Below are 24,796 nucleotides of genomic sequence, written 5' to 3'. Positions count from 1 at the left end.
CGCGAGCAGAGGGGGTATCAGGAGCAAGGGGAACAAGGTTTTTTCTGGCGATCAAGCCCAGCTGCTTATGTCTAGGCAGCTGTTCAAGTATGGCTCGCGTTCTGGATTCGCTCGAGGATTTCTTGAGCGGTCTCGTGGAAATTAGAGCTTGCGCGAAGCGTTTCGATAAGTCGGGTCCAAAAGCGAACTGCGGCTTTGGCGGCGGGTTGCCAATAGGGCAGCTCCTCGGGGCGTGGGAGGCGGACTTCGATTGGCTTTGTAGGGAGATCTCCACTACGCTGCGGGGCGTAGCGCATGGGTAGCATGTCGTAGATTGGGCAAAGCTCTAGCGGGAGCTGCGGAGTGAGGAAGACGCTGAGGTTTCCGAGGTGCATGTCCGAGTTGCCGATCAGGTGTCCGAAGTGTTCGTAGGTAGCGGCTCTGTCGGCGTCGGTTTGGCTGAGCCAGCCGTTTCGGACGAGCGCTTGGCAGCTGCGACACCAGCTTTGCTCGAGCTCCCCTCCGAGCCCAGCGATGAGCGAACGCAAGGAAAGGGTGCCGATGCGACCTTGGCGGCTGGAGCGGTCGAAGCGCTCGACCTCGAGGTAGGCGCGTTGCTCGGTTTGGATTAGCTGGGAGTTGGCTGCGGGCAGGCCGATGCGTGACAGCTCCTCCGCTGCGATGGCTTCTGCGGCAAGAAGCTCGCCCCAGCGTCGGCCGGCATCGGTTTGCAATGAGCCGGAAAACTTGACGATGGCGTGTTGGAAGGCTTCGCCGGGAAGGCGAATGCAGGCGGTAAACTTTGGCTGCTCGCCGCCAGCGGAAGAGTTGGGGAGTTCGCCGTTTTCGGTTATATGACGGGCAATCAGGTCGTATTGGGCAGTCCGTTCCGATTCGTCGATGAACTCCGCGCGGCTGCGCCGGTCCAGAAACGCATCGATCGCCTGGCCTCCCAGGATGAAGTTGCCAGGCGTGTCGTCGCCGTGGGCCAGTATCGCCTTGAGCGCTTCGTCGATGGTCCAGTTTTCGGGGTTGGTTCCGATGCCGAGGGCTGGACCGCAGGTATGAGCGAGCAAGCGTCCGAGGTAGCCTTGGGGACGCATGTCCTCGAGAAACCATGGCAGGTCGGGGAAGAGTTGCGGGTGGTCTTCGCCGTTCAGCAGGTAGCTGTAGTGATCGCTTTCCCAGTTCGGCTCGAGAAAGAATTCGCCTTGGTGAAGGGCGTGGAGGGTGCCTGCGACTCGGGCTTGGCCGTTGCTGTCGATTTGGTAGAGCTTCCAGTTGGATTCTTGTCCGTCGAGGGGGCGTGGCAAGGCGTAGCGAGCGCGCCGGGTTTGGCCGATGCGTAGGACCTTCGGGGAGGCGCTTAGCGCTCGGGATACGGTCGGCTGGCTGATGCCTAGTCGTAGAGCGATATCCGCTGCTGACATCGAACCCTGGAAAGCTAGCAGTCTCTCGATGGAATCTGTGTGTTTAGAGCTCAATTGAATAAAAAAATGAATAGTTTAAACTAAACATAGTCAAAGAGAAAAGGAAGGAGAGAGGGATAGGATTGAATAGAATAATAGGGACTTCGGCTCCTACGAAAGAGCATGAGTGGATGCTGGCAAGCGAACCCCACTCTAGCGGGCAAATGCCGGTGCGCGATCAGCGCGATTTGATCGGGGGCATGGAAAAAAATGGTTTTAGATTTTCAAAGGGCGAGGAGACGTAAATTTCTATGGGTTAAAGTCGTTATTCCGCAAAATTTCGTGGTTTAAGCTGGGCAGAGGCCTATCGCCGCCAATGGGATAGCCCGACTGGATGGAGCGAAAAGAAGACAGCTGGGGGCGCCGTCTTCTTCGCGCCTGGCTCATGGAAAGAACAAACCCATTACTTGCGTTTCACGTTGCCTTCGAGGCTGAGCTCGCCCGGTAGCGCGTTGGGTGACGCGACAGGGCGTCCTACGGAGCGAACGTCTTCTACAGTGTAGAAGGGACTTGGATCGAGTTTTCCCAGAAGGGCGACGAGTTTTGGCAGGCGCTTGCGTTCGGAGATGGCGATGACGACCCCGACGGCTCCGCGGGATCCATTCGCGTCGACGGTTGTGATGCCATAGCCGGCGTCGCTGAGCATGCGAGCGATTTCGCTGGCGTTGCCTTGGGCGATGATGCGTACGAGCTGATAGCCTAAGGCAAGGCGTTCTTCGATAACCATGCCCACGTAGGTGCCTGCGGAGAATCCGAAGGCGAATGCGAGGAAGCAGGCGATGTTGTTCAGGTTGTTCATGACCTGACTGATGGCGAGCAGCCAGATCACGACTTCGACGAAAGCGAAAAGAGGCACGATTTTTTTGAGTCCTCGAAAGATAAGGATGTGGCGCAGGGTCGCTAATGATACGTCGGCGAGACGTGCCAAGAATATGAGTAGGGGTATGACAACCCAGACCATGTAGTCGAAGTTTTGCATTTACGTTTTTGTATTGGAAAGTTGATACGAAGAAGGAGCGACTTTGGTGAGTCGCTCCCGTGTGCGTCCATAACGCGTTTCGTTTGCTCGAACCAAGCGTTCGCTTTTAGTCAGCTACGCTCCTTGCTAGGCGGGTAAGAGCTGGCGGAACGCTCGGGGCATTCTCGCGGACCGCCGCAAGCGATGGATGACCCGCTCGCGCTTGTGGCGGGCGAGGCGGACGCGGTGGCGGAGCTGGCGCTCCGCCTTGTCGAAGATCGCGTCCAGCGCTGCGTAGGCGTTTTCGGACTCTGCATTAGCAACGATGTCGGGACCGCGGAGCTCGATCAACGCGCGGGCTTGGAACCGCTTTTCTGAAGCCTTGCCGGAGTCGAGCGTGAGTTCCACACGGATGCGGATCATGTCCTCGTAATGATGGAAGAGTCTGCGAAACTTCATATGAACGAAGGATTTGATGGAGTCTGTAATTTCGAAGTGGTTACAACTGATGATGATTCTATTCATTTCGTTTATCATATGGTTGATGTTTACGGTTGGGTACGCGCAGCCGGCCGCATGCCTTGAACTGCGTACGTTTCGAGGTGATTGCCGTATCCTTAGGGTACGGTGGAAGGCTGGGCGAAATCCGTTTGGACGGTTCGCTTGCTTTGGTCCGGTAGTCTCTTTGCCTATATATAAACGCTGGATCGTGTCCGCCTATAGGGCTACCGGCTTAGCCGAGGTAGATGAGCGGTGTGTTTTGCCCTTTGGGCAATTTCAGTTGTTTATCAACTAATGCGAAACTCATGACGGTGCGAGTTGTACTCCTTGGTTCTAAACTTAGTCAAGGCTAGCGGAAATTGTTCCGTTGAATACGGGGTTTCGAAAATTCAAGTTTGCCCTGCAAAATCAGATTGAGGAGTTCCCGGAGGAGATGGGGCGACGATCGACTTGTGCAGCTCGGGGCTGCGTTCAAGGAAAGCTTTAGCGTAGGAGCAGATTGGGCGGACTTTGGTTCCGATGCTGTCGGAGTAGGCGACTGCCTGTTTCACGAGGTGCGCGGCGAGGCTTTGGCCGCGCAGGTGATCGGGAACGAAAACGTGCTCGATGCGAAGGATATCGCTTTCCCGCGAATACAAGAGGTAGGCTCCGTCGTCGGTGTAGAATTTGCAGGCTGCGGCGTCGTGGAGAACCGGTACGGGTGAGTTGTTCATTGTAGTGCTGTAGCGGGTGCTCTCTTGTTACGAGTGAGTCCTAGGTTTCGATTGCTGCCTTTGCTGTAAGTCCTGGAAAAGGTGGTTGCCGCTTCGACAGGGTGGGGAGGGCTTGAACGGAGGGAAGGCTCGCTTTCTGAGTGAAGAGCCTTCCCTCAATTGGTGAAGAGTTGGGTGAAGGCGTGTTCGGTGATCATGGCGGCGACGGGGTTCTTGACGCGGCGCTCGCCGGTGATGGCGTAGAAGTCGCTGCCGCACTCCTCGACCTTGGCGATGACCTTGAGTCCATAGTGCTTGAGGGCGGCTTGGTCGACTGCGGTGTGCACGGTGGTGAAGCCGAGGTCGCCTGCCGCGGCCACTTCCATGAGGGTGGAGTCTTCGAACTCGCCGACCAGGCGGGGGCGAATCTCATGTTGGTCGAACCAGGTCTCCAGCGCCCAACGCATGCCCATGTTTTCGCTTGGCAGGAGGGCGGGTGCATCGTGAAGCGATTGGGGGAAGTTGCGGGCGAGTTTGGTGGCCAGCTTGGGGCGGGCGCAGAAGGTGATCCCGGAGTGTCCGAGGCGATGGTTATATGTCTTTGCTTTATGGATACTCGTGGCCGGTTCGTCGGCGAGCACGAGATCGAGACGGTGAGCCTGCAACTGGTTTATCAGAACCGAGAGCTCCCCTTGGCGGGCGACGACTTGGGTGGGGCGGGAAAAATGGTAGGCTGGCTTGAGGCATTCGAAGGCGATGAGCTTGGAGAGCGAGTCGGTCATGCCCACGTTGAAGCGGATGGCGCGGTTGGAGGAGTCATTGCCAACCGCGTTCGAAAGTTCTCGGCCGATGGAGAATATCTCGTCCGCGTAGGTGAGGGCCAGTTGCCCTGCTTCGCTTAGGATCAAGTTGCGGCCGCTGCGATGAAACAGCTTCTCGCCTAGCGACTCCTCGAGCAGCCGGATTTGGGCGCTGATCGATGGCTGGGAGACGCCTAGCTCCTCGGCGGCCCGTCGGACGCTGCCGGTTTTCGCGACGGTCCAAAAGTAGCGCAGGTGGTGGTAGTTGAGGAAATCCATAGGATCGAAAATACATAGGATAAAGCTAATAATTCAATCGTTTAATAGACATAGACAAAATGCAGGTAGAAGCGTATCATTCAGAGCGTTTGAGATGAACACGAAGGGTAACATCACAGTTTGCGAGCCGTTCGCTGGGGCCTTTGGTAGGCGGACGGTAGAGCGCCGCGGGGCGGACAGGGGGTCGGCCTCAGGCGCTTCGCTTGTGATGGCTCGAAGGTTTCAGCCGCCGCTCGGACAGGCAAGGGGCTACGTGACTTTGCTGGATGCGGTCGCCTTGCGGATTCCGGGGCATGGGAGCGACGAGAGTCTGAATGACCTGCTTCCGGAAGCGAGCTTGCTATTGCTTGCCCTCACTGGAGTGAAGCTGCCACGGAAGGAACCCACCTAAGTCTCTAGCGCTTTCTTCCGGAGCGAAGCAGTTTAAAGCAGCTTTCGTTGCTTGCGAATGGTCGCAGCACATCCGCGTGAAAGGGCTGTTTTTTAGATCGGACGACCGCGTGCTTTGGGCGCTTAACTGAATTGTATATTTTTAATTGATTAACGGAACGCTATGAATAGTGGAAGAGTGAGGATCGAGGGATACGGAGTACGAGTATCCAGCTTGTTGAGACGTTTTGTGGAAGGGCGCTGCTCTCCCCTGTTCTCGAAAAATCGAAACCTCGGGCAATTGACCATCGAGATCTTCGGCAAGAGCGCGCTTCCGAACCGACCGTATCTTCGGGTTCGCGGCATCGCTTCGTTGAAGGATAAGGAAATTGAAGTCTTCGGCAGTGGAATGACTGCTTACCTTGGGCTCGCTTCCATGTTGAACAAGCTCGACGAGGCCTTGAGGGAGGCCCGTTGGGAGGACGATTTCAGCGCTAGCCGGCTCGCTGGCGCAATGCGCGCGGTTTTGCCTGCGAAAGCTTTCTCGCGCCCTGCGCTCGCTGGAGTTCGTTGAGCTCCTGGGCAAGATGGAGAGGGAATCCGTCTGATGGTTCGCGCAAGGCGAAGAGGCGAGAACGACGTAGGAAGCCAGCTTGATCCGCCATGGTTGGCTGGCTTCTGTCATGTGAAAAACAGTCACCGGTCCTCGGCGAGGACCGGTGACCCTTTTAATACGGAAAAATTTTGAACTTATTAATGCTATAAAGAAATGAAACAGAACCCTAGTATATACTTATCAAAAAGTGATCACGAAGCGTTGTCCTTGTTGCTGCGAGCTATCAAGCATCCGCAGGGGACGGCTTTGAAGCTGAAGGAGGAGATTTCGCGCGCGATCGTGTTGGGAGACTCTCAAGTGCCTACGGATTCGGTAGGGCTCAACAGCTCGGTCCACCTTGAGGATTTGGATTTGAACGAGGTGGAGACCTACGAGTTGACGATGCCAAGTCGGGCCAACCCGGACTTCAATCGCGTGTCGATTCTCGCTCCGTTAGGTGTTGCTTTGCTAGGGGTACGCGCGGGCGAGGACTTTATGTGGAGGACGCCGGGCGGGCTACGGCGCTTGCGAGTGGTGAGCGTTACTCGGGAGTCGAAGTCGAGCAAGGTGCACGGGCCTTACAGCTTGACCCAGTAGAACAATCTAGAAGGGCACACGGCGATGAAGAAGATTCAATACGGACGCACAAACTTGCGTGTTTCTCAACTTTGCCTCGGCACGGGACGGATCGGCTACTTGAGCGATCGGGCCTCTGCTTTCGAGGTGCTCGACACCTATGTCGAGCAGGGGGGGAACTTTATCCAGGCGACCTCGCACGCGTACCTTCCGTCGTTGGAGTGCAATCCCGAAAAATCCGAATCGCTGGTTGGCGAGTGGCTGAACGCGAATTCGAATTGCCGGGAGGAACTCGTAGTTTGCGCGCGAATACGGTGCCCGCAAGGCGCCAGCGGCCTCGAGCTCGAGCACTCAATCAGGGCGCAGATTGAGCTTTCCCTGAAACGTTTGGGAGCGCGCTACCTGGACATCGTACTCTTGGATTGGTCGACCGGCTTTTTTCCTACTTACGAAGTGATGTCAGTGCTGGAACGCCTCTCCGACCGGGGGCTGTTGCGCTACGTGGGATCGATCGGTTTTCCGTGTTGGAGAATCGCTGAATGGTTGGGCAGAGGAGCCCAGCCCTCGCGGATGAGGCTTGAGTCAGCCCACTTGGACGGACCTTTCACCCAATGTTGTTTGGAGGAACTGTCTCGCGAACATCGCGTGTCGTTAGTCGTTCGCTGGCCCTTTACGGATGGATATGAGCCGCTCTTCAGCACCGCCCGTCGGGTTTTTGGCAGGACCTCTTTCCAAGTGGGCATGGCCTGGCTTTTTTCGAAGGAGAGCATCTGTTCAGTCCAGTTCAGTCCCAAGGTGAAGTCGCAGCTAGATTCCGCGATCGAGGCATCCCGGGCTAGCCTGAGTTCCGAGGAGCTTTCGCGAATAGAGGCAGCCTATATAAACTGCGCTTTGCCTCCGCACTGTCCGATGTCCGGCGAGTTTCTGATGGGGGATGACAGCGCAGCGGAGGCTCAGGGCGGAGGCGGTCTGCGCGTTTGCTAGGAGGGAATTACTCATCCAAAAGTTGGGCCTGATTTCTTAAAAGGACATTGACATCCAGTTAGAAAGCGGGAGGCTGGTTTTATTAAGGACAAAGAGGTCCTATTAGAGAAGCTATTGCGTTATGAGTCACGTACCCAATGTATTTTCGCCGGAAGGCACACCGTTAATTGACCGTACGGTCGGGGAACTCGTTGCGGAGCGTCCGGGGCGTTCGCGCATTTTCCAGGGCCTCGGGATGGACTTTTGCTGCCAAGGCAACAAGACGTTGGCGCAGGCTTGCGAGAAGAAGGGCTTGAAGCCGGAGTTTGTCGCTCAATTGCTCGAGGAAGAGGGGAAGCAGAAGGCAAGCGAAGGAAGCAACCCGGCAAGCCTGCCGCCCGCGGAGCTTTGCAACTACATCGTGTCGACGCACCACCAGTTCTTGAGGGACGAGTTGCCGCGTCTGTTTGCGATGTCCCAGCGCGTGGCCCACGTGCACGGAGGGCATACGCCCTCACTTGTGGAGGTGTTCGAAGTGTTTGCGGGTCTGGCCAAGGAATTGGAGGACCACATGGGTAAGGAGGAAAAGGTGCTTTTCCCAGCGGTGGCGAAACTGGCAGCGGGAGAGGGCGCTGGACTTGATTCCCTGGATGGTCCGGTCGAGTGCATGTTGCACGAGCATGACGACGCGGGGGCTGCCTTGCCAAGTTGAGAGAGCTGACCAACGGTTTCACGCCCCCGCCGGAAGCCTGCAATACCTACCGCGCCTTGTTTGCTGGGCTAGCAGATTTGGAGGAGGACATGCACAAGCATATCCATCTGGAGAATTCGGTGCTCTTCCCGCAGGCCCTGCAAATGGCGGGCTAGCGATTTGAAATAGCGCAAAAATCCGGCAAGTTTCCGTTCGATGAATCTCTACGGTCTACTCATCGTTCTGCATCTGCTGGGAGCAAGCGTATGGGTGGGCGGGCACTTGGTGCTCGCCTGTTCTGTATTGCCGAAGGCACTACGAACGCGCGATGCTGACGCAGTGCGTCGCTACGAGGAGGGCTACGAGCGAGTCGGCATCCCCGCCTTGATTGTGCAAGTGTTCACGGGGATTTGGCTTTCCTACATGAAGTTGCCGGATCCCAGCATGTGGTTCGACTTCTCGAATCCCGTTGGACGTTTGATTGGCATTAAACTGATCCTGCTGGCTGCGACCATTGGCTTGGCGCTAGACGCTCGCTTGCGAATCATCCCCAAGCTGAAAAACGACAATCTGGTGTCTCTGGCGTGGCACATCGTCCCTGTGACTTTGGTTGCCGTGCTGTTCTTGGTCGTGGGCGCCTCTTTCCGAATCGGTTGGCTGTATTGAGGGGTGAATACGAGGAATCGCGTCTTCGGTACTGAATTTTTCTCTCCTGAATGTAGGCCTGCCGCTTGCGGCAAGCCGTGTTGCAGGAGAAAAAATGATTCAGATGCTGCGGCGTGCATCGAGCGGCAGCCCTACGATTGGTCCAACGCGGTGGAAGTCGCAACCAAGGGTTTCCTGTCATGCGACGCTCGACGTGTCGCTAGTTGAGGCTGGAGCGGGGAAGCAGGACCTTGTCTTCTGCAAGAATCTGCTCGTGCAGGTTGTCGGCGAGCTCGTCGAGTAGTCGATGGAAGCGGTGTGCGTCGGCGGTACCAGCGACTTCGGTAAGGTGGTTGGTGAGGGATTGGAGGTCGCTCAGCGACTCTTGCAAGGATTGGTGCTGGTATCGCAGGCGGTTGGATGTGGCTTTGTCGATGCGAGACGTACCCAAGGAGTGGTGACATTCACCGTAGACGTCTTCTTCGAGTATGTAGTGTTGCAGTAGCTCACGCACGAAGTCTTGCAGGGCAAGGCTGATTTCGTCGAAGAGAATGAGGGCGCTGGGGTCTATGGTGTAGGGGAGGCGGATGAAGGCTTGCTGCAGGTTCGTCAATTGGTCGTTCTCTAGTAGCCGATGGGCTCGTGTGACGTGTCGCGCCACTTTGTCGAGCGAACTGGTTCTGAGTCGGCGTAGGAGCTTGTGCGCGTTTCTTTGCATGATTGCTCGTGTGCTTGGGTTTAAGAAAGCTGAAGGTTGCCTTGGAACTCGTTCTCCGTCACCTTGCCCAGGGACCAGGAAAGTCGGTCTCCGTATTTTGAATGCAACTGCTGTCCCAGGGGCCCGGGGTGATGGTCGTTCACGAGGATGATCCAGTCGCCCGGCTCGAGAACCGAAAGGCGCTGGAAGACAAGGCAGTGCCGCTGGTCGCAGACGATTTCCCGCAAATCCAAGGTGGTCGTCTTTTGGGTCATGCGTCCAGTTTAGCGTAGGACGGTGCATCCGACTTTGACCTAGATCAAAGTGGGGGCTGTTTGCCGGAATTTAAGCGGTAGCCTGCTTCGGCTTGCGAGGGGCGCGGAGGGGAAGGTCGATTCCGAGGGGAACTGATTTGGAGCGCGTTTTGAGCAAGTCTGCTACCAAGGTGTTTTTGAAGGCGGCTTCGACGGTTTTGACCGCGTCGTTGAGGCCGCGATGCATGGGGCAAAGGCAGGTGCCGTGCTCCTTGAGCCCGAGGGGGCAGGAGTGAATGCGTTGGATCGGATCGACTGCGTTGATGACATCCAAGACGGTGAGCCCGTCAGGGGAGACGTTGAGACGAATGCCACCGCCGGTGCCGCGCTGGCTCTTGGTGATGCCGGACTTGGCGAGCAGTTGGAGCACTTTTGACTGGTAGTCGAGAGGGGTGCGAGTGCCTTCCGCTATCTGCCGGGTCGTTTGGGATTCGTCGGGAGTCTGCACCAGCCAGACGACGGCTCTGAGCGCATACTCGGCAGTATCGGAAATCACTTTCATAGTTGAAGTAAGTGGATGAGAATGTCCTGTTCGGCAAGTTATACTTTCGGGAGGCGGATTATGCCTTCGCCTCAATACGGAATGCAAGCTCCCGTCAGGGCGATGGGAAGGTAGCGAATGGTAGCGAAGAAGAGCCGCTTTGAGCTCTGCTCGCTTTTGCTACGACAGAAACGGAAGGCGGCGAGGGTGAGGTCGCTGCCAGCCAAGGTGGCGGCGATGAGCAGCGGCAGAGCGGCTAGCCCGAATCCATAGAGCACGATAGGGAGAGCGAGCAGGGCTAACGAATAGCCAAGGGTCCAGCGGGCAGTTTTGCGGCCGTCGTAGTCGCGGGTGGAAAGCAGCCGGAAGCCGGCGTTGCGGTAGTCAGCCCGGTAGCGCCAACCGATGGCGTAGAAGTGCGGCATTTGCCAGATGAGTATGATCAAGAACAGTGAAGTTCCGATGGGCGCCGTGGGATTGCCTGTGGCAGCAGTGCCGATCAGGGGCGGCAAGGCTCCTGAGAGGGCGCCGATCTCGGTGGCCCAGCGAGTGCGCCGTTTGAGGGGCGTGTATACGAAACCGTAGACCAGAATAGTGGTGAGGGCTAGGAAGGCGGAAATGGGCGAAACCATCGTGCCCAAAGTTAGGATACCGATGAATGACAAGCTGGCGCTGAACAATAGAGCTGAGCGGGGGCTGACCTGGCGGGCTGGCAGCGGACGTTGGCAAGTGCGTTCCATGCGGGCGTCGAGTTTGCGCTCGAGCCACTGATTGAGCGACAAGGCTCCGCCTGCGGAGCAGCTTACGCCGAAGAGAGTGACGCAGGCGTGCAGCAGTCCATGTCCATCGGCGGTGGCAACATAGGTGGCGATGGCGGTGAGTATTGTGAAAAAGGCGAGGCGCGGTTTGGTTAACGCGAAAAGGGCGCGTGCCGTTGCCGTCGCTTCGGCGGCGGAGCGTTTCGCTAGCGGAGCAACGGCTTGTTGAACGTAGTCGGGCTTCATGGATCCATTGTAGGCTAGGTCGGCCTGGTTTGCTTTGATGTACATCAAGTTAAGAGCGAGCCAGGTTTCGAGCGGTTTCTTTGACAAAGATCAAGGAACTCGATCCCGGACGCGTGTAAAGTTCCGCCGTTATGAGTTCGTTGCGCGCCGATTCCGTCCCTGCATCCGTCGAATTGAAAGCTGAAGCCATGGTTCAGGCTGACTGCGGTTGCGTGAACGCGGACGCGAGGCGGTGGAGCAGCTTAGCGGTTGGGAGCCTCGTGCTGGCGGGATTGCTGTCCTTGGCTGTAGTGGTAGGGAGACTACCGTTTATATCAAACTGGATAGCGGATCCCTTGTTCTTCAAGCGTTGCCTAGTCGTGCACGTGGACCTTTCGCTTTCCGTGTGGTTTTATGGGTTCATCGCGAGCCTGCTGGCGTTGCGGTTTCGCCGCGATAGCGGAATCCTTGGGCGGATCGGCTTCTACGTGGCGTCGCTGGGCGTAGCGGGTATGATTGCCGGTGGTTTGGCAAAAGGAGCCGAGCCGGTGCTTTCCAACTACATACCCGTGATCGACCATCCCCTTTTCCTAGGCGGTTTGGCAGCCTTCTTCGTAGGAGTGCTGTTTTGCTTCGGCTTGGAGCTCAGCCGATCAGGAAAAGATGCCGAGGGACCGATGACGCGGTCGGCTCGCATCGGGCTGCAAGCATCTGCCCTGCTCGTGACCGCGGCGGCGGTTACATGGGTTTCTGCGGTGTCAGGCATGCCGAAGGGAGTGGACACGACCACCTTTTACGAATTCAGCATCTGGGGGGCAGGGCATGTGCTGCAGGTGGCGAATGCAGCGGCCATGATGGCGGTTTGGCTATGGGTATTGGAAAAGGCGACGGGGCAGGCTCCATTGAGTCTTAAAGGCGTTACCGTCCTATTTTCGATTTTAGCGGTTCCTCACTTTTCGCTGCCTCTGCTAACTTATCGAGGCACCATGGACACTCTTTACCATGCGGGCGCCACGCAGCTGATGCGCTGGGGCATCTTTCCGGTAATGTTGACTTTGGTAGCGATCGGATCGCGGCACCTTTGGAAACATCGCAGTGAAATAAAGTCCCCTGCGGCTAAGGCTCTGCGGGCTGGATTCATAGCAAGCGTATCGCTATCGCTCCTCGGAGTCTGCCTAGGCCTCTGTATACGCGGATCGAATACGCTGGTGCCAGCCCATTACCATGCTTCGCTTGGTGGAGTGACCGTGGCGTTCATGACAGCAGCTTTCCTGATCGTTACTTTGGCTCGCAGAGGGGATAACTCCGCCGACAAGATTTGGAAAAGCGCTAGGCGGCAGTTGATCCTCTTCGCCGTCGGGCAGAGCGTCTTTGCCATCGGGTTTGGAATTGGAGGCGTCTATGGGCTGGGACGGAAAGCTTACGCCTCCGAGCAACACGTGCGTTCACTCGGAGAGTACGTGGGACTCTGGACCATGGGACTTGGCGGAATCGTGGCGATGGTGGCAGGCCTGTGGTTTTTGGCGTTGGTCCTACGAGAAATTTACGCCTGGTGGTTCGGACGGTCCGGCCAAAACAGAATTTCCTCAATAAATCCCGTATCAGAATTATGAGCACAAAAAAAGAACCGTTCCTGAAGCGGCTAATGGACAACCCGTGGCTACTGCTCGTGCTTGGAGTTGTTATTCCGTTTCTATCCTATACCGTTTGGGGTTGGATTGAAATCCTGCTGGTAAAGCCAGCTCAACTACCGTGAGCCAGGAGGTGATGCAATGAGCCTTACAGTTCCGGAAAAAGGTTGGTACAAGGCGCCGGAAGGCGCGGAGAAGCTGTGGATCGGACTGGCATTAGTCTGGTGCATGGTGATGAGCGTGATGATGCCGTACTGGCATTTTCGTGGAAAACAGAACAGTCGCGGCGAAGCCTACTCGGTGGAGCCGGCGGCGTTTATGGAGCGAACCACGACGTTCGTGGAGTCCGGTACGGTCGGGGATTGGAATGGTATCCCGATCGTGGAGCCACCTCCGGGCGGCGAAGCTTACTTGGCGGCGCGGATGTGGAGCTGGTATCCGGCTCTGAAACTGCGCAAAGGCGAGACCTATCGCTTGCACCTGTCGGCGCTCGATTTGAATCACGGCTTTTCCTTGCAGCCCTTGAACATGAATTTCCAGGTGCTGCCGGGCTACGACCATGTGCTGACAATTACGCCGACTTCGACCGGCGAGTTCACGATCGTGTGCAACGAGTTTTGCGGGATCGGTCACGACAAGATGATCGGCAAGATATTTGTGGAATGAGGGAGCGAAACTGTAAGGAGAATTGAATACGATGGCTACGAATTCTACATCTGAAACGCGCACTTGCGATACGACTGGCTTGCCGGTCTGTCTGACGGCGCAACTGTTTATCAAGCTCAGCGCGGTGTGCGCGGTGGTCTTTCTATTGCTCGGGGGCGTGGCGGCGATCTTGCTGGCCTTGACACGCTGGCAGACGATTCACTTGTTGCCCGTCGACTGGTTTTACCGGATCCTGACCTTCCATGGCCTGAACATGCTGATCTTTTGGATCCTCTTTTTCGAGGTAGCGGTCTTGTACTTTGCTTGTACTGTACCGCTGAAGGCGAAGCTGTTCTCTCGCAAGGTCGCGTGGGTCGGCTTTATCATGATGCTGGTCGGAGCGGTGATGGTCGACTACATCATTCTCAAGGGAAAAGCGGACGTCTTGATGACGAGCTATCTTCCCTTGCTGGCTCACCCGGCCTTTTATCTTGGAATTATCCTAGTCGCGGTGGGTACCTTGATCGGCGTATTTAACTTCTTCGCTACCTTGTATGTGGCGAAACGCGATAGGACCTACGAAGGTTCCGTGCCGTTGGTGACCTTTGGAGCGACCGCTGCTGCGATCATTGCAGTGGTGACGCTGCTTCATGGGGCGATCGTGATGATCCCGACCTTCACGTTTGCCATGGGTTGGACTCCTGAGCCAGACCCCATGTGGTACCGTACCATCTGGTGGGGACTGGGGCACCAATCCCAGCAGGTGAACGTCTGCGCCATGGTGGCCATTTGGTACTTGGTCGGCTACTTGGCGACAGGGGCTAAGCCTATCAACGAAACGGTGTGTCGCGGCGCCTTTGTGCTTTACATCCTGTTCATCAATCTTGCCTCCGCCCACCACTTGCTGGTGGACCCGGCGGTGGGAGCTACCTGGAAGATCTGGAATACGTCCTATGCTATGTACTTGGCTGTATTGGCATCGATGATACACGGATTTACCGTGCCTGCTTCCGTCGAGATGGCCATGCGCTACAAGGGGTATACCAAAGGCTTGTTCGGTTGGGTGACGAAACTGCCCTGGCGCAATCCCGCGTTCTCGGCGGCAGTACTGTCGGTGGTAATCTTCGGATTCATCGGAGGGATCACCGGCGTGACCCTTGGCACTCAGCAGATCAACATTATTGCCCACAATACCCTGCGCATCACAGGGCATTTCCACGCAACAGTGGTAGGAGGCACATCGCTCGCCTTCATGGGACTGACCTACTATGTGATCCCGCTGATCTTCCAACGCGACTTTATTGGGAAAGGCTGGGCCCGTATCCAGCCGTGGCTGTTTGGCGGAGGAATTCTGATGGTCTCATTGGGCATGTCCTTTGCCGGTTCCTTGGGCGTCCCGCGTCGCGACTACGACATCGAGCCAGCAGGCGTGTATGGGGCTTCCTCGCACCTTTTCCTCGGGATCATGGGCGTGGGTGCAATCATCGCGGTCTTGGCGTTGCTGATTTTCGTGCTGCTTTGCGTCGGGACCTTGTTGTTCGGCAAGAAAAATGCGGGACGTCCTATCTACGATTGGGGAACCGCAGTGGCTTTGCCCGGAGCGGACGAGAGCAAGGTTGACGCCCATTGGGGTATGAAGGGCACGATCGCTCTGACGGCAGTTTTCCTGATGTGTTTCGCAGTTTACTATTTCGCGAACTGGAAAGCCTTGGCCGACGTTTGGCCCGTGCAGTAAGACCGCAAAACAATATCGAAACTTCTTGGGCCCGCTCGTTTTCGGGCGGGCCTTTTTTTTCTGACTATGACGACACTTGCGATTGGAAGCCAAAGCCTGACCACGCGTAGGTTCTTTACAGATACAGGGTTTCCTCTGTTTCTGATGACCGCCACGGTGGTCTACGAGTTGTTTTTGTTGGCGATCGTTTTCGCGCCTGCTGAGTCCACGGCTTGGTGGGGCGGGTTCGCCGAGGAGTTCAAGCGTTGGTGCTTCAGCTACGACCCGCGAACGGGGGGGATGGAGTACGCATCGGTGGTGGTTATGTTGATAGAACCGCTTTTCATCGGAGTGATTGCGGCTTTCCTGTGGAGGAAAGGGCTGGCGGGATTACGTCACCGTCGGCTTTCTCGCCTAGACCGTTGGTCCATCGCTTCGGGGGTGGGAATCGGAGCTTTGGTGATTGCGGGCTTGTTTTTAGTGGGACGTCCGGACCCGGCGGACTCGGAAGCTCTACCCTTTCCGGGGAGTCGAATTCGGGTGAGTCTCTCGCCACCGGATTTCGTCTTGGTGGACCATCGTGGGAATTCCTTCAGCTTGGATCAGGCGAAAGGCAAGGTGGTCTTGCTCACTGGCGTGTACGCGATGTGCTCTGAAACCTGTCCGGATATCCTAATGCAGACCAAGGGCGTGCTGGACGCGCTGCCGGATAGCTTGAAGGACCAAGTCCAGGTGGTTGCCTTGTCGTTGAACCCCGAATACGATACGAGCAGTTTGATGGGGCGTGTGGCGGAAGGATACGGCTTTTCCTATCCCCAGTTTCGCTATCTCAACGGAGATCCCGGCATGATGGATCGTTTGCTGCAACGCTTTGGCTTCTCCCGAGCGGTTGATCCGCAGACTGGAGTGGTCAACCATGCGAGCTTGTTTCTCTTTCTGGACCGTGGCGGCAAGATCGCCTACCGGCTCGCCTTGGACGAACGCACCAAAGCATGGCTGAGCGAGGCGGTGCTGGATTTGGCGAACGAGTAGGATAGCGTTCGCTTGTTTGCTGCTGCTCTTGACGAGCATCAAGGAAGTGGAGGCGTGAAAGGGCTAGTATGGCTTCGATGGCTAAGATAGCTGAACAAATAGTGAGTGAGAAACCGCAGGCGGGGGCGCGTGGACAGGGGATTTTGTCGAAAGTCGATGCGGCTTGGGCTTGGTTGGATGGTTTCTTGGGGCGGTGGCTGCCAATAGAGTTGAACCCCTTGGCTCAAAGCGGGCGGGCTATCAACTTTTGCTTGCTGGTTGCTGTGGCTAGTGGGGTGCTGATGTTTATCTGGTACTCGCCCAGCGTGCAGTTCGCGTATCCGTCGCTCAAGGACATTGAGGGTCGCACGCTTGGCGGAGTGGTGCGGGGCGTGCATCGCTACAGCTCGGACATGATGATGCTGCTGCTTTTCGTGCACGCGTTTCGGATGTTCGTGGCGGGTAAGTTCTTTGGCGAACGGTGGCTCGCATGGGTGAGTGGAATTGGCTTGATGGCTCTGGTTTGGTTCATCGGCTGGACGGGCTATTGGTTGGTCTGGGATCAACCCGCCCAGCAGGTCGCGGTGGAATCGATGCGCTTCCTCGATGCCTTGCCGATTTTTGGCGAGCCCTTGGGACGTTCGTTCCTTGCGGATGCCTTGGTGCCGAGCTTGCTGTTCTTCGTGGTATTTTTTCTGCATATGCTGCTTCCCCTAGGAATAGCGATCGGGCTGGTGGTTCATTTGTTGCGGCTGAGTCGGGTGATGTTACTGCCGCAATGGCCGCTGGGGCTGAGCCTGACGATTGGGCTGATTGTTGCGGCTATCGTGTATCCAGCTCCCTTGGACAGCGCGGCCGCGATGGCGGAAAAGGCGGAGGCCTTTACGGTGGACGCTTGGTACATGGCGCCCTTGGCGTTGAGCCTGCGATTGCAGAGCGCGGGACTTTGGGTCACGATTGGAGGAGCGATCGGTCTAGGGGCTTTGGTTCCGTGGCTGTTTGGCAAGCGGAGGAAGAAAGAGAGCTACCAAGCCGTGGTGGAGGAGTCGCGCTGCCATTCCTGTTCGCAGTGCTCCCAGGACTGTCCCTATGACGCGATCACTTTGATCCCGCGTACCGACGGGAAAAACTTTCCGTCCGTCGCCTGGGTGGATCCGGCCCGCTGCGTGGGCTGCGGCGTTTGCAACGGTTCCTGCGATTCGGCTGGGGTGGGCTTGCAGTGGTTCAGCACCTTGAGCGAGGAGAAGCGAATTTTGAATACCGTGGCCCTTGCGAGAGAGAGCGGAGGAGGCGATTGGATTGCGTTCGTGGCGGGCGAAGTAGATGGCGGAATTGCCCAGTACCGGAAGCGGATTTGGGAAGAACGCCTTGCGGGCTATGAGGTTTTTGTGGTGCCGACCGCTTCTTGGGTTCGCTCCTCGCTGGTGGAACAACTGCTGAAGCGAGGAAGCAAAGGAGTGCTGGTCTTGCGCGACGGCCGAGCGGAGAGCGCCTCCCGCGACGGAGGCCAGTGGGTGGAGGATCGTCTGGAGCAACGTCGCAGTCCCGAGTTTCGGCCGAAGCGCGCTGGTGAAGGTGGCCGCTGGAAGGTATTGGACTACACTTCCGGCGATACGGAAAGAGTTGTTGGAGCTGCTACTGCGTTTCGAGGCGGTTCGGAGGCAGCCGCAGGAAGGCTTAGGCCTTCTTTCCTTGCGGGCGCCCTAGCCTTGATCGTATTGATGCTTGGGATACTTGCGGCAGCCGTGGGACCGAGCCATCTGCGGGTGACGAATCCCGCTTCGCCGGAGCCGGAGTTCGTTTTTTCGTTCAAGGCGTTTGGAGCCTACGAGGAAGTGGAAGTCTTGTCGGAGGAGGAGCAAGAAAAGTTGCCTGTCCACATGCGAGGACGCTCTGCAGTTAAGCCCAAGCGTGCGGATGTGCTAGTGACGCTGAGCTTGGATGGACAGGATTTGGGGCAGCGACGTTTTGCGGCGAAGGGCGTATCGAGCGACGGTCCTGCGATGGGGCAATGGCGTTTGCCTGTGGTACCGGGCCAGCGCCAAGTGCGGGTGGAAGTAACTCGAGGTGGCGAGGAGCCACTGCTCGCCTGGGAAGGGACGTTTTCCGCGAGAGAGCGGCATGTATCCGTTTTGACTTACGAAAAGGGAGAAGGGTTTGTCTTCCACGGAAAAGAGAGTGATTATGAAAAGAATGATAGATGAGAGAGATACAGAAGTAGAGCGGCTTGATGTGCGTCCTTTGTTGGCCCAAGGGGAATCGCCCTTGGGCGTGATCCTCGATGCGGTGCAGCGAGTTGGCACAGGGAAGAGCCTTTTGGTGGTGGCTCCTTTCGAGCCCTTTCCTCTTTACCAGTTGCTTGCGGAGCAGGGGTATGGCTACGAGGCTAAGATGACCGACGACGGGAGCTGGGAGATATTGTTTTCGCCAGTTTCAGGTTGAGTTCCTGCAGGCGGCCATGCCCTGAATTGCGGCGAATTTTCTCGTTGGCAAGCTTCTCGAATCGGTCGTGCGCAAGAGATTCGACGAAGCTTAGAGACGGTTTCGTTGGTATGACGCCATGCCGTGTTGCGGGAGATAAGAGCTATTGGGGCTCCTTGGCGTAACGCGAGCGATTGCCCTACGGATGGACTGTCTTGCTGCGTTTGCAGATGAATATTTTGCGGGGGGACGTAGGGGGGCAATTAGTGCTGGATCTTGGGCAGGAAGCATTCACGGTTTCGTGCATGTTGAGCTCTCTTAGCGAAATGCCATTCTATCTGCTGCGTATTGAGTTGCGTCATGCGCACCGTCCGATTTGGCGGGAAGTGGAAGTGCCTGCTGCGATTCCGCTTTCCGGTCTGCACGTGGTGATTCAGGCCGCCATGGGTTGGGATGATGCGCATTTACACGAGTTCGTTTTCAAAAAGCGTCGTTTCGCGGAGCCGAGGCAGGAGTACGGCGGTTTCGGCGACGACGCCGAGGATGAGAGCGATGTTGCTTTGGGAGACCTCTTGCAGAGGGTGCGGCAAAAGTTGCTTTACCGGTACGATTTTGGGGATTGCTGGGAGCATGACGTTATTTTCAAAAAGCGTGTGGGCGACAAGCCTCTGAGCGCGCTGCGTTGTGTGGCAGGAGAAGGTGCCTGTCCTTTGGAGGATTGTGGAGGCGTATGGGGGCATGAGTCGATTTGCGCGTTTCTGGATGGGAAAAGCGAGGCGTCAGCGGCCGAATACGAGGATTGGGTCCCGGTGGATTATGACCCGGATGCGTTTGATCTGGAGGAGGTAAACGCGACGCTGGGAGTCGCTGATGGTCCGTTTGACGGCGAGGTGATGGAAGAGGAATCTCCCGCTCCCAATCACCCTTATGAAGGGGCGGATGCTGAGACGATCGCAGCCTACCGCGCTGTATTGGAAGAAGGCTTGGCGTTGCGAGCGGCGGAGCCATGGAATTCTTTATGGGATCAGGATATCTTTTGTGTTGAGGATCCGGATACGGGAAGCGTTGACATTCTTTCGGTCCTGGGGGCAGGCGACGAAGTGTATTCGCTGCATGTGCATCGAGGCTTGGTGGGGTTGGAGTTTTGGAGGCAGGCGATGCTAGGCGAGCTACCTTCGGATTTTGACGCTACGGTTGGATTGTTGAACGTGTTAGAGGTGGAGTTCGTCAACAAGTCCGAGATGGAGGGGCCGGACTTTGACTTGTATGCTCTGACGGGATTTCCGGAACCGAAAAGGGGAAGGAAGCGTTGGATGCGTTTGCGGCGTCATCGCCCTAGGCAGCCTTGCTGGTTTCACCCTGCAGCGGAGCTTTCGGAGCTGCGGCGCGGAATTGGTCTGGCACGGCACTACGTGAGCCTGTTGAGAGAGTCTAAACGGCGTGCGGAGTTCGAGTACGATCGTCCTCACGAAAACGGAGGGCAGTTGCCTGGTACCTTACCGGGCTTAAGGCTGAAGCCGGGGACGTCGCCGGAGGTTTGGGAAAACTGGGAGCTGGCACGTATCTCGGTTGACTGGAGCAAAGTGCCGCCGCCACCGAGCATTTTCGAGCCTAGCGAGTTCGAGTGGGCTCAATGCGGAAGTTTTTCCGTTGTAGAAGAACGCTGGGAGATCGGGGCCATTTATCTGGCAAACGTCATGGGCGCCGACGGCCTTGTCCGGCCGCTTTTGGCAGCGGTCTTTGCCTTGGCCGAAGGGCAAGGGCCACCGGAGCCGTTACTTTCGGACGATCCTGAGGTGACTCCGTCTCAGGCGGTATGGAGCGTTTTCCAGAAATACGTTAATTCCAGGGAAGCCTTGCCTCGACAGCTTTTGGTGACGAGTGGCATCGCTGAGAAAACGTTTGCTCCGTTGCGGCGTTTTGGCGTGGAGATCGTCCGGGTGGAGCGACACGAGGCATTAGGTGGCTTGTTTGCGGCGATGGCGCGTTTTGGTTGAGGGCACCTAGGTTCATTGGTTGCTCATGAGAAACGTATCGCGCACCGACACGCGTTAGCAGTGGGCATTGTGGCGCGCCGCGAGCGCGTGATGCGATCCCGGCGCGGGGCCGTTTGCCACAGGATTGTTGTTTGCGCTTCTTGTAGCGATTGCCCTTGCAGTGCCCTAGAACTCGGTTTCGAGTCGTAGCCAGGCGGTGCGGCCGGGTTCGTTGACGCGGAAGGTTTGCGGGTAACCGGCTATTTGGGCGCCGCTGCGGGTGATGTGCTCGGCGTAGGTGGTGTCGAAGAGGTTGTCGATGCCGCCAGCGAGACTCCAGTTTTCGGACACTCGATAGCTGGCGTGCAGGGAGTGCACGTCGAAACCCTCGGAGGGGCCGGCGTCTTGCCCGGCGATATTTCCTTGGTCGAGGGCGAATCGGTCTTGGTTCGAGGTGAGACGTGAGAGCCAGCCGGCGGACCAGTTTTGGCGGCGGATGCCGGTTTCGAGCTTTAGCTCGAGCGGGGAGATCTGTGCGAGAGCACTGTGGTCGGTGTAATTGGTGCCGCGGGTGTAGGCGAGGGCGCCGCCGAGGTACCAGCCCTTGTCGTTTTGGTAGCGGGCTTCGAATTCGCCGCCGTAGGTGGTGGCCTCGATGTTGCGGGCTACGGTTGCCATGCGAGACAGGGAGGAGCCCGTCATCATCTTTGGATACTTCGACTGGATTAGGATGAAGTCGTCGTGCTTGGCGTAGAAGAGCGAGGCGGTGAGTGTGGTGTCGCCGTAGGTGGCGAGGTAACCGAGGTCGATCTGGGTGAGTCTTTCTGGGTTTGTATCGAAAGCGCTGATACTCATGGGGCTTTCTTTCGAGAAGAGTTCCCAGTAGTCGGGAAAACGTACGGAGCGACCGATGCCGATGGAGGCTTTGCCTCCGTTTTGGTCCAGATCGCTCTCGAATCGGAGGTATCCGCTGGCTAGGGTGTCGGAGCGTTTTTGCTTCGCGGTGGGATTGGCCATCCTGGAGTTGGCACCCATGCCGACCTGAACTGTGGAGCGGAGGTCGGTAGCCGTCCAGCGGTCGAGGCGGGTTCCGAAGGCGAGGGTGTTGTTCTGGCCGAGGTGGTAGTTAAATTCTGCGAAGGCACCGACTTGTTCGAATGCGGCGTCATCCGTGTAAGGAAGCGACGAATACGAGTCGACTGCCATGCCCATGGCGTTGCGGGTGCGGTGTTTGTTGTATTGGGTGTCGAGGCCGACTAAGGCGTCGAGGTCTTGCCAGCGATCGAATACGGCTGTGACGGAAGCCCCGTTGGTGAGACGCTCGGGGTTGGACACCATGGGCATGGACATCATCATGCTTGGGGTGAATTCCCGCAGGCTGTAGTTGTCCATGACGTGGTCGGCTACGTTGTGGTAGGCGATAGCTTCGATGGACCGTAGGGCTCCGTCAAACTGGTCGGCTGCGTAGCGCAGGGTGAAGGTTTCGCGATCGTAGGCGTCGCCGTCCATGCTGCGGTCTGCGTAGGCGGCTTGGGCGTCGGAAAGGCCGTAGGAGAGTTCGAGAGCCGCATTTTCGGACGGGGTCCAACCGAGGGTGGCTTGGGTGTTCCAGCGCTGGTATGCGGAGTTGACGCGATTGCCGGAGCCGTCGGTGTAGTCGTTCGCCTCGGCCCAGGAGCCTTGTATCCGGGCATAGAGGGCTTCGTTTCCTGCGAGGGCGTTTAGGGAGGTGTCGCGTCGGCTGTGTCCGGCGTAGACGAGTTGGGTTTCTAGCTGTGTATCCGAAGACGTGAGACGGGTGGGAGCGCGTTCGAAAAGAATGGATCCGGCGCTGGCTCCCGGGCCATGCCGTACGCTTTGGGGGCCTTTGAGGATGGTGACCTGATCGAAGGAGGAGGGGAAGACATAGGCGGTTGGAGGGTCCATGCGGTTGCCGCAACCTCCGAGGGTGGAAACGCCGTCGACGACGACGTTGAGGCGGGAGCCTGCCATGCCGCGAAAGGTGGGGTCGCCGTTGGCGCCGCCTTTGCGTGAGACGTTGATGCCGGCTACGTGGCGGAGGGAGTCGGCCCCGTCGTTGGCGGGAAGTGGCTGGATGGCCACGGTGGGATCAAAGCGGGTAGTGTAGGTGTTGAGGGCTTCGGTGGTGGTGACGACCAAGGGGTCGAGATCGACGGTCTTGGCTGTCGATGCGTCTTGGGCTGTGGCCGCGTTTAAGTAAGTGATGGAGGCCGCTAGGGTAGCGGCGGAAATTGGAAAGTGCTTCATGGTGGATTTCTATCCGCTTTGTACAGGCTCGCGTGTAGCTGACCGTGTTGACCGGTGCCACAGGCACATCTGCCGCACACGTTCGCGAGCGACTTCGAGATCTGAGAAATGAGTCCGAACAGCTCGGACGGGCGAGCGCTAATGGGCTCGGTTGCAAAGCGTATCGAAATGTGAATACGCTTCGTTCCAGTGCTCGAACAATAGCTCGAGCGTTCCAAAATGTATCAAACTAGCAGATACGCGATTTGGGAGGCGGTGGTTCTATTTCTCGAATAGGCGCCTGTGGTATCCTGCTAAGCGGGATCAGTCGGCGATGGAAAGTTGATTGGGGAGGAGCGACGAAAATGGTTTCTTGAGTCGGGGGCAACAAGACGACGCTGCTGAGGGATAATATTCGATCGGGAGATTCTTCGGCTTCTTCCCTGAGTTCGATGGACACTATGCAGAGGTCGCAGGGGGCGTCGCCGGAGAAGGTGCGCTCGATCGCTTCGATGGGGGAAAGGCTTTGCTGGTAACCTGCGTACATACTCGCCCACGCGACGCCTTGGATGGCAGCGATGTGGAAGCCGGTGCTTAGCAGCAAGCAAGCAGCGGCGGCGAGTATTTGTAGTTTGTGGAGCACGTTTTCGATTCGAGTGTGGCCTTCGTAAAGTGAAGTAAAGCTTGTTCGGCTTAAATCAAGAGCACTGAGCTTTTTGTCGTTCCGGGTAGGGTGCCAGTAGCGTCTGGATAAGCTCTGCGGCAGAGTAGGTGGATTTGCCCGAAGGGACGAAGGTGTGGATACGATCGGCGTCGCGGCCAGTGGTAAGGAGGGCAGGCTCGGTTTTGGACTTATGGATCTGCGGAAGCCCGATGGTGGACAAGAGGCCGTTGCAGACGCATTTTCGGCCCTTGGTTTCCTCGAGCGTTCCGCCTTTGGCGAGGTAGTCTTTCACCGGTTCGCCGGGGCATCGGTATCCGAGGGAGCCGTCTTCGCGACGGTAGGCGGTTCGTAAGTATCCGAGGTCGCAGACGCGGTTTCTCTCGGCGTAGACTTCGGGCACGGAAACGCTGCCTTCCATTTGGAGGACCTTGAAGGGGAAGCCGGTGGGGGACGCGAGCGGGTCGGTAAAGACTTCTATGGCGCCGCGTCGGCTTTTATCGAGGACTCTCGCTTTGATTTCTGGGGCGATGCCGGATTCCTCGCAAAAGGCGAAGGCGGTGCCGACCTGGATGCCGGCAGCTCCGAGCTCTTTGGCCTCGGCGAGTTTGCCGGGCCGACCGAAAGAACCTGCTAGCCAGAAGGGAAGACCGAGTTGGCGGATTTGCTCTAGATTCGCAGTATCGCGAGGACCGTAGATTGGTTCGCCGATTGTATCCAGGTTTAGGGGACCGCGTGGCGGCGCGTTGTGGCCTCCGGCTTCAACGCCTTCGACGACGAAGCCGTTGATCTGACTCTCGGATCGCTTGGCAAGCGTTTTGGCGAGGATGTCTGAGGAGACCACTGCCAGGAAAGCAGGACGTTTGAGAGGAGCCTCGGGAAGGTCGTATTCTGCTGGGTCGAGCGTGGCGTAGAAAGGTTGGTCGGGCAATGCGCCTTGAACGTCGATCTTGAGTTGAGCGGATTCTCGTTTAGCGAATTGGTCGAGCACGCGAGGAATGGAGCGTGGTATGCCTGCTCCCATGAGAATGTAGTCCACCCCTGCGAGCATGGCCCCAAAGAGCGAGGGCAAGGTTGGGATTTGGATCTTTTCGAGGAGGTTGAGTCCGACGAGGCCATCGTGTCCGCGTTTGGCGAGGTGTACCTCCACGAAGTTGGCAGCGATCGTAAGGTCGCTTGCGATGCGGTGTGCCAGATTGGGAAGCGGGTTGGAGCGAAAGCTGTCGCCGAGGTGCTTTCCTTGCGGATTGAAATAGCGTTCTATAACTTTGTGGGCAATCTCGGGGATGGGGAAGGCGGACAGCGCTTCTCGCATGAGACCGCCAGGGTCTCCCAGCTGTAGTCGGCGAGCGAGCACAGTGGGAAGGGCGGTGCCCGAAACCACGCCGAGTTGTCCGGCTTGAGAAACGGCTCTGGCGAGAGACCAGTTGGAGACGCCGACGCCCATGCCTCCTTGAATGATGGAGGGGAGAAAGGTTGCTTGGTGCATTCGAATTTC

General features: G+C 57.4%; 26 protein-coding genes. 14 read left to right on the top strand and 12 right to left on the bottom strand.

Features of this window, described 5'->3' with window-relative positions:
* Positions 1-83: 83 nt before the first annotated feature.
* The 5 genes from yjjJ to IEN85_RS09790 form a co-directional block, all read right to left on the bottom strand.
* Entirely contained in the window at positions 84-1,463 is a 1,380-nt protein-coding gene (gene yjjJ / locus IEN85_RS09810) for a type II toxin-antitoxin system HipA family toxin YjjJ (protein ID WP_191616911.1), read from the bottom strand.
* Between the two features lie 388 nt (positions 1,464-1,851).
* Entirely contained in the window at positions 1,852-2,427 is a 576-nt protein-coding gene (locus IEN85_RS09805) for a DUF2179 domain-containing protein (protein WP_191616910.1), read from the bottom strand.
* Between the two features lie 126 nt (positions 2,428-2,553).
* The gene (gene hpf / locus IEN85_RS09800) at positions 2,554-2,931 is read right to left on the bottom strand and encodes a ribosome hibernation-promoting factor, HPF/YfiA family (RefSeq protein WP_191616909.1); all 378 of its coding nucleotides are present in this window, start codon (positions 2,929-2,931) and stop codon (positions 2,554-2,556) included.
* Between the two features lie 365 nt (positions 2,932-3,296).
* Positions 3,297-3,620, bottom strand: a complete 324-nt coding sequence (locus tag IEN85_RS09795) for a GNAT family N-acetyltransferase (protein WP_191616908.1) — start codon at positions 3,618-3,620, stop codon at positions 3,297-3,299.
* 155 nt (positions 3,621-3,775) lie between these two features.
* The gene (locus IEN85_RS09790) at positions 3,776-4,678 is read right to left on the bottom strand and encodes a LysR family transcriptional regulator (protein WP_191616907.1); all 903 of its coding nucleotides are present in this window, start codon (positions 4,676-4,678) and stop codon (positions 3,776-3,778) included.
* 208 nt (positions 4,679-4,886) lie between these two features.
* Here IEN85_RS09790 and IEN85_RS09785 point away from each other — a divergent pair, with 208 nt between their 5' ends.
* The 7 genes from IEN85_RS09785 (at position 4,887) to IEN85_RS09755 (ending at position 8,538) form a co-directional block, all read left to right on the top strand.
* Positions 4,887-5,069: a hypothetical protein gene (locus tag IEN85_RS09785; RefSeq protein ID WP_191616906.1), complete on the top strand. Its 183-nt coding sequence runs from the start codon at positions 4,887-4,889 to the stop codon at positions 5,067-5,069.
* A 162-nt stretch (positions 5,070-5,231) separates the two neighbouring features.
* Positions 5,232-5,621: a hypothetical protein gene (locus IEN85_RS09780; RefSeq protein WP_191616905.1), complete on the top strand. Its 390-nt coding sequence runs from the start codon at positions 5,232-5,234 to the stop codon at positions 5,619-5,621.
* A gap of 195 nt (positions 5,622-5,816) precedes the next feature.
* Positions 5,817-6,239 carry a GreA/GreB family elongation factor gene (locus IEN85_RS09775; protein ID WP_191616904.1) on the top strand — a complete coding sequence of 141 codons (423 nt, stop codon included), beginning with the start codon at positions 5,817-5,819 and terminating at the stop codon, positions 6,237-6,239.
* Positions 6,240-6,263: 24 nt separating this feature from the next.
* On the top strand, positions 6,264-7,202 hold the full coding sequence (locus IEN85_RS09770; RefSeq protein ID WP_191616903.1) for an aldo/keto reductase: 939 nt from the start codon (positions 6,264-6,266) through the stop codon (positions 7,200-7,202).
* 121 nt (positions 7,203-7,323) lie between these two features.
* Positions 7,324-7,893, top strand: a complete 570-nt coding sequence (locus IEN85_RS09765; protein ID WP_191616902.1) for a DUF542 domain-containing protein — start codon at positions 7,324-7,326, stop codon at positions 7,891-7,893.
* A complete protein-coding gene (locus IEN85_RS24890; RefSeq protein ID WP_191616901.1) occupies positions 7,890-8,048 on the top strand; it encodes a hemerythrin domain-containing protein in 159 nt (52 codons plus the stop codon). The genes IEN85_RS09765 and IEN85_RS24890 overlap by 4 nt, the downstream gene beginning before the upstream one ends.
* A gap of 40 nt (positions 8,049-8,088) precedes the next feature.
* Positions 8,089-8,538, top strand: a complete 450-nt coding sequence (locus IEN85_RS09755) for a CopD family protein (RefSeq protein ID WP_191616900.1) — start codon at positions 8,089-8,091, stop codon at positions 8,536-8,538.
* A gap of 199 nt (positions 8,539-8,737) precedes the next feature.
* On the opposite strand, the gene IEN85_RS09750 is transcribed toward IEN85_RS09755, so the two are convergent.
* From IEN85_RS09750 to cyoE, 4 genes are all read right to left on the bottom strand, one after another.
* Positions 8,738-9,235: a hemerythrin domain-containing protein gene (locus tag IEN85_RS09750; protein ID WP_191616899.1), complete on the bottom strand. Its 498-nt coding sequence runs from the start codon at positions 9,233-9,235 to the stop codon at positions 8,738-8,740.
* A gap of 20 nt (positions 9,236-9,255) precedes the next feature.
* Positions 9,256-9,489 carry a DUF2249 domain-containing protein gene (locus IEN85_RS09745; protein WP_191616898.1) on the bottom strand — a complete coding sequence of 78 codons (234 nt, stop codon included), beginning with the start codon at positions 9,487-9,489 and terminating at the stop codon, positions 9,256-9,258.
* Between the two features lie 70 nt (positions 9,490-9,559).
* Positions 9,560-10,030 carry an RrF2 family transcriptional regulator gene (locus IEN85_RS09740; RefSeq protein ID WP_224772545.1) on the bottom strand — a complete coding sequence of 157 codons (471 nt, stop codon included), beginning with the start codon at positions 10,028-10,030 and terminating at the stop codon, positions 9,560-9,562.
* A 71-nt stretch (positions 10,031-10,101) separates the two neighbouring features.
* The gene (gene cyoE, locus IEN85_RS09735; RefSeq protein ID WP_191616897.1) at positions 10,102-11,100 is read right to left on the bottom strand and encodes a heme o synthase; all 999 of its coding nucleotides are present in this window, start codon (positions 11,098-11,100) and stop codon (positions 10,102-10,104) included.
* Positions 11,101-11,144: 44 nt separating this feature from the next.
* On the opposite strand from cyoE, the gene IEN85_RS09730 reads away from it, so the two are divergent.
* The 7 genes from IEN85_RS09730 to IEN85_RS09700 all read left to right on the top strand — a co-directional run bounded on the left by IEN85_RS09730 (position 11,145) and on the right by IEN85_RS09700 (position 20,411).
* On the top strand, positions 11,145-12,605 hold the full coding sequence (locus IEN85_RS09730) for a hypothetical protein (protein ID WP_191616896.1): 1,461 nt from the start codon (positions 11,145-11,147) through the stop codon (positions 12,603-12,605).
* Between the two features lie 159 nt (positions 12,606-12,764).
* Complete coding sequence (locus IEN85_RS09725; RefSeq protein WP_191616895.1) at positions 12,765-13,289, top strand: cupredoxin domain-containing protein; 525 nt, start codon at positions 12,765-12,767, stop codon at positions 13,287-13,289.
* Positions 13,290-13,320: 31 nt separating this feature from the next.
* Positions 13,321-15,003: a cbb3-type cytochrome c oxidase subunit I gene (locus IEN85_RS09720; protein WP_191616894.1), complete on the top strand. Its 1,683-nt coding sequence runs from the start codon at positions 13,321-13,323 to the stop codon at positions 15,001-15,003.
* 66 nt (positions 15,004-15,069) lie between these two features.
* Positions 15,070-16,014 carry an SCO family protein gene (locus IEN85_RS09715; protein ID WP_191616893.1) on the top strand — a complete coding sequence of 315 codons (945 nt, stop codon included), beginning with the start codon at positions 15,070-15,072 and terminating at the stop codon, positions 16,012-16,014.
* 101 nt (positions 16,015-16,115) lie between these two features.
* Complete coding sequence (locus tag IEN85_RS09710) at positions 16,116-18,197, top strand: cytochrome b N-terminal domain-containing protein (protein ID WP_191616892.1); 2,082 nt, start codon at positions 16,116-16,118, stop codon at positions 18,195-18,197.
* The gene (locus tag IEN85_RS09705) at positions 18,178-18,435 is read left to right on the top strand and encodes a DUF2249 domain-containing protein (protein WP_191616891.1); all 258 of its coding nucleotides are present in this window, start codon (positions 18,178-18,180) and stop codon (positions 18,433-18,435) included. Before IEN85_RS09710 ends, IEN85_RS09705 begins: the two co-directional genes overlap by 20 nt.
* Before the next feature lie 305 nt (positions 18,436-18,740).
* Entirely contained in the window at positions 18,741-20,411 is a 1,671-nt protein-coding gene (locus IEN85_RS09700; RefSeq protein ID WP_191616890.1) for a plasmid pRiA4b ORF-3 family protein, read from the top strand.
* Positions 20,412-20,576: 165 nt separating this feature from the next.
* Here the strand turns inward: IEN85_RS09700 and IEN85_RS09695 are convergent, their stop codons facing one another.
* From IEN85_RS09695 to IEN85_RS09685, 3 genes are all read right to left on the bottom strand, one after another.
* Positions 20,577-22,658, bottom strand: coding sequence for a TonB-dependent copper receptor (locus IEN85_RS09695; RefSeq protein ID WP_191616889.1), 2,082 nt, complete (start codon positions 22,656-22,658; stop codon positions 20,577-20,579).
* Positions 22,659-22,887: 229 nt separating this feature from the next.
* Positions 22,888-23,280 (bottom strand): hypothetical protein, encoded by a 393-nt coding sequence (locus IEN85_RS09690; protein ID WP_191616888.1) that lies wholly within the window; start codon positions 23,278-23,280, stop codon positions 22,888-22,890.
* Between the two features lie 55 nt (positions 23,281-23,335).
* Complete coding sequence (locus tag IEN85_RS09685) at positions 23,336-24,787, bottom strand: nitronate monooxygenase (RefSeq protein ID WP_191616887.1); 1,452 nt, start codon at positions 24,785-24,787, stop codon at positions 23,336-23,338.
* Positions 24,788-24,796: the final 9 nt, after the last annotated feature.

The sequence above is a fragment of the Pelagicoccus enzymogenes genome (genome assembly GCF_014803405.1).
Lineage (GTDB): Bacteria > Verrucomicrobiota > Verrucomicrobiia > Opitutales > Opitutaceae > Pelagicoccus > Pelagicoccus enzymogenes.
This window is presented reverse-complemented; position numbering and strand designations above follow the sequence as displayed.

Bases quoted from the DNA above. Each gene is read 5' to 3' on its own strand.
- IEN85_RS09720 (WP_191616894.1), top strand. From the start codon at position 13,321: ATGGCTACGAATTCTACATCTGAAACGCGCACTTGCGATACGACTGGC.
- IEN85_RS09780 (WP_191616905.1), top strand. From the start codon at position 5,232: ATGAATAGTGGAAGAGTGAGGATCGAGGGATACGGAGTACGAGTATCC.
- IEN85_RS09790 (WP_191616907.1), bottom strand. From the start codon at position 4,678: ATGGATTTCCTCAACTACCACCACCTGCGCTACTTTTGGACCGTCGCG.
- IEN85_RS09765 (WP_191616902.1), top strand. From the start codon at position 7,324: ATGAGTCACGTACCCAATGTATTTTCGCCGGAAGGCACACCGTTAATT.
- IEN85_RS09730 (WP_191616896.1), top strand. From the start codon at position 11,145: ATGAGTTCGTTGCGCGCCGATTCCGTCCCTGCATCCGTCGAATTGAAA.
- IEN85_RS09740 (WP_224772545.1), bottom strand. From the start codon at position 10,030: ATGAAAGTGATTTCCGATACTGCCGAGTATGCGCTCAGAGCCGTCGTC.
- IEN85_RS09700 (WP_191616890.1), top strand. From the start codon at position 18,741: ATGCCATTCTATCTGCTGCGTATTGAGTTGCGTCATGCGCACCGTCCG.
- IEN85_RS09795 (WP_191616908.1), bottom strand. From the start codon at position 3,620: ATGAACAACTCACCCGTACCGGTTCTCCACGACGCCGCAGCCTGCAAA.
- IEN85_RS09705 (WP_191616891.1), top strand. From the start codon at position 18,178: ATGAAAAGAATGATAGATGAGAGAGATACAGAAGTAGAGCGGCTTGAT.
- IEN85_RS09775 (WP_191616904.1), top strand. From the start codon at position 5,817: ATGAAACAGAACCCTAGTATATACTTATCAAAAAGTGATCACGAAGCG.
- IEN85_RS09805 (WP_191616910.1), bottom strand. From the start codon at position 2,427: ATGCAAAACTTCGACTACATGGTCTGGGTTGTCATACCCCTACTCATA.
- IEN85_RS09725 (WP_191616895.1), top strand. From the start codon at position 12,765: ATGAGCCTTACAGTTCCGGAAAAAGGTTGGTACAAGGCGCCGGAAGGC.
- IEN85_RS09785 (WP_191616906.1), top strand. From the start codon at position 4,887: ATGGCTCGAAGGTTTCAGCCGCCGCTCGGACAGGCAAGGGGCTACGTG.
- IEN85_RS09745 (WP_191616898.1), bottom strand. From the start codon at position 9,489: ATGACCCAAAAGACGACCACCTTGGATTTGCGGGAAATCGTCTGCGAC.
- IEN85_RS09750 (WP_191616899.1), bottom strand. From the start codon at position 9,235: ATGCAAAGAAACGCGCACAAGCTCCTACGCCGACTCAGAACCAGTTCG.
- IEN85_RS09695 (WP_191616889.1), bottom strand. From the start codon at position 22,658: ATGAAGCACTTTCCAATTTCCGCCGCTACCCTAGCGGCCTCCATCACT.
- IEN85_RS09715 (WP_191616893.1), top strand. From the start codon at position 15,070: ATGACGACACTTGCGATTGGAAGCCAAAGCCTGACCACGCGTAGGTTC.
- IEN85_RS09685 (WP_191616887.1), bottom strand. From the start codon at position 24,787: ATGCACCAAGCAACCTTTCTCCCCTCCATCATTCAAGGAGGCATGGGC.
- hpf (WP_191616909.1), bottom strand. From the start codon at position 2,931: ATGAATAGAATCATCATCAGTTGTAACCACTTCGAAATTACAGACTCC.
- IEN85_RS09770 (WP_191616903.1), top strand. From the start codon at position 6,264: ATGAAGAAGATTCAATACGGACGCACAAACTTGCGTGTTTCTCAACTT.
- IEN85_RS09755 (WP_191616900.1), top strand. From the start codon at position 8,089: ATGAATCTCTACGGTCTACTCATCGTTCTGCATCTGCTGGGAGCAAGC.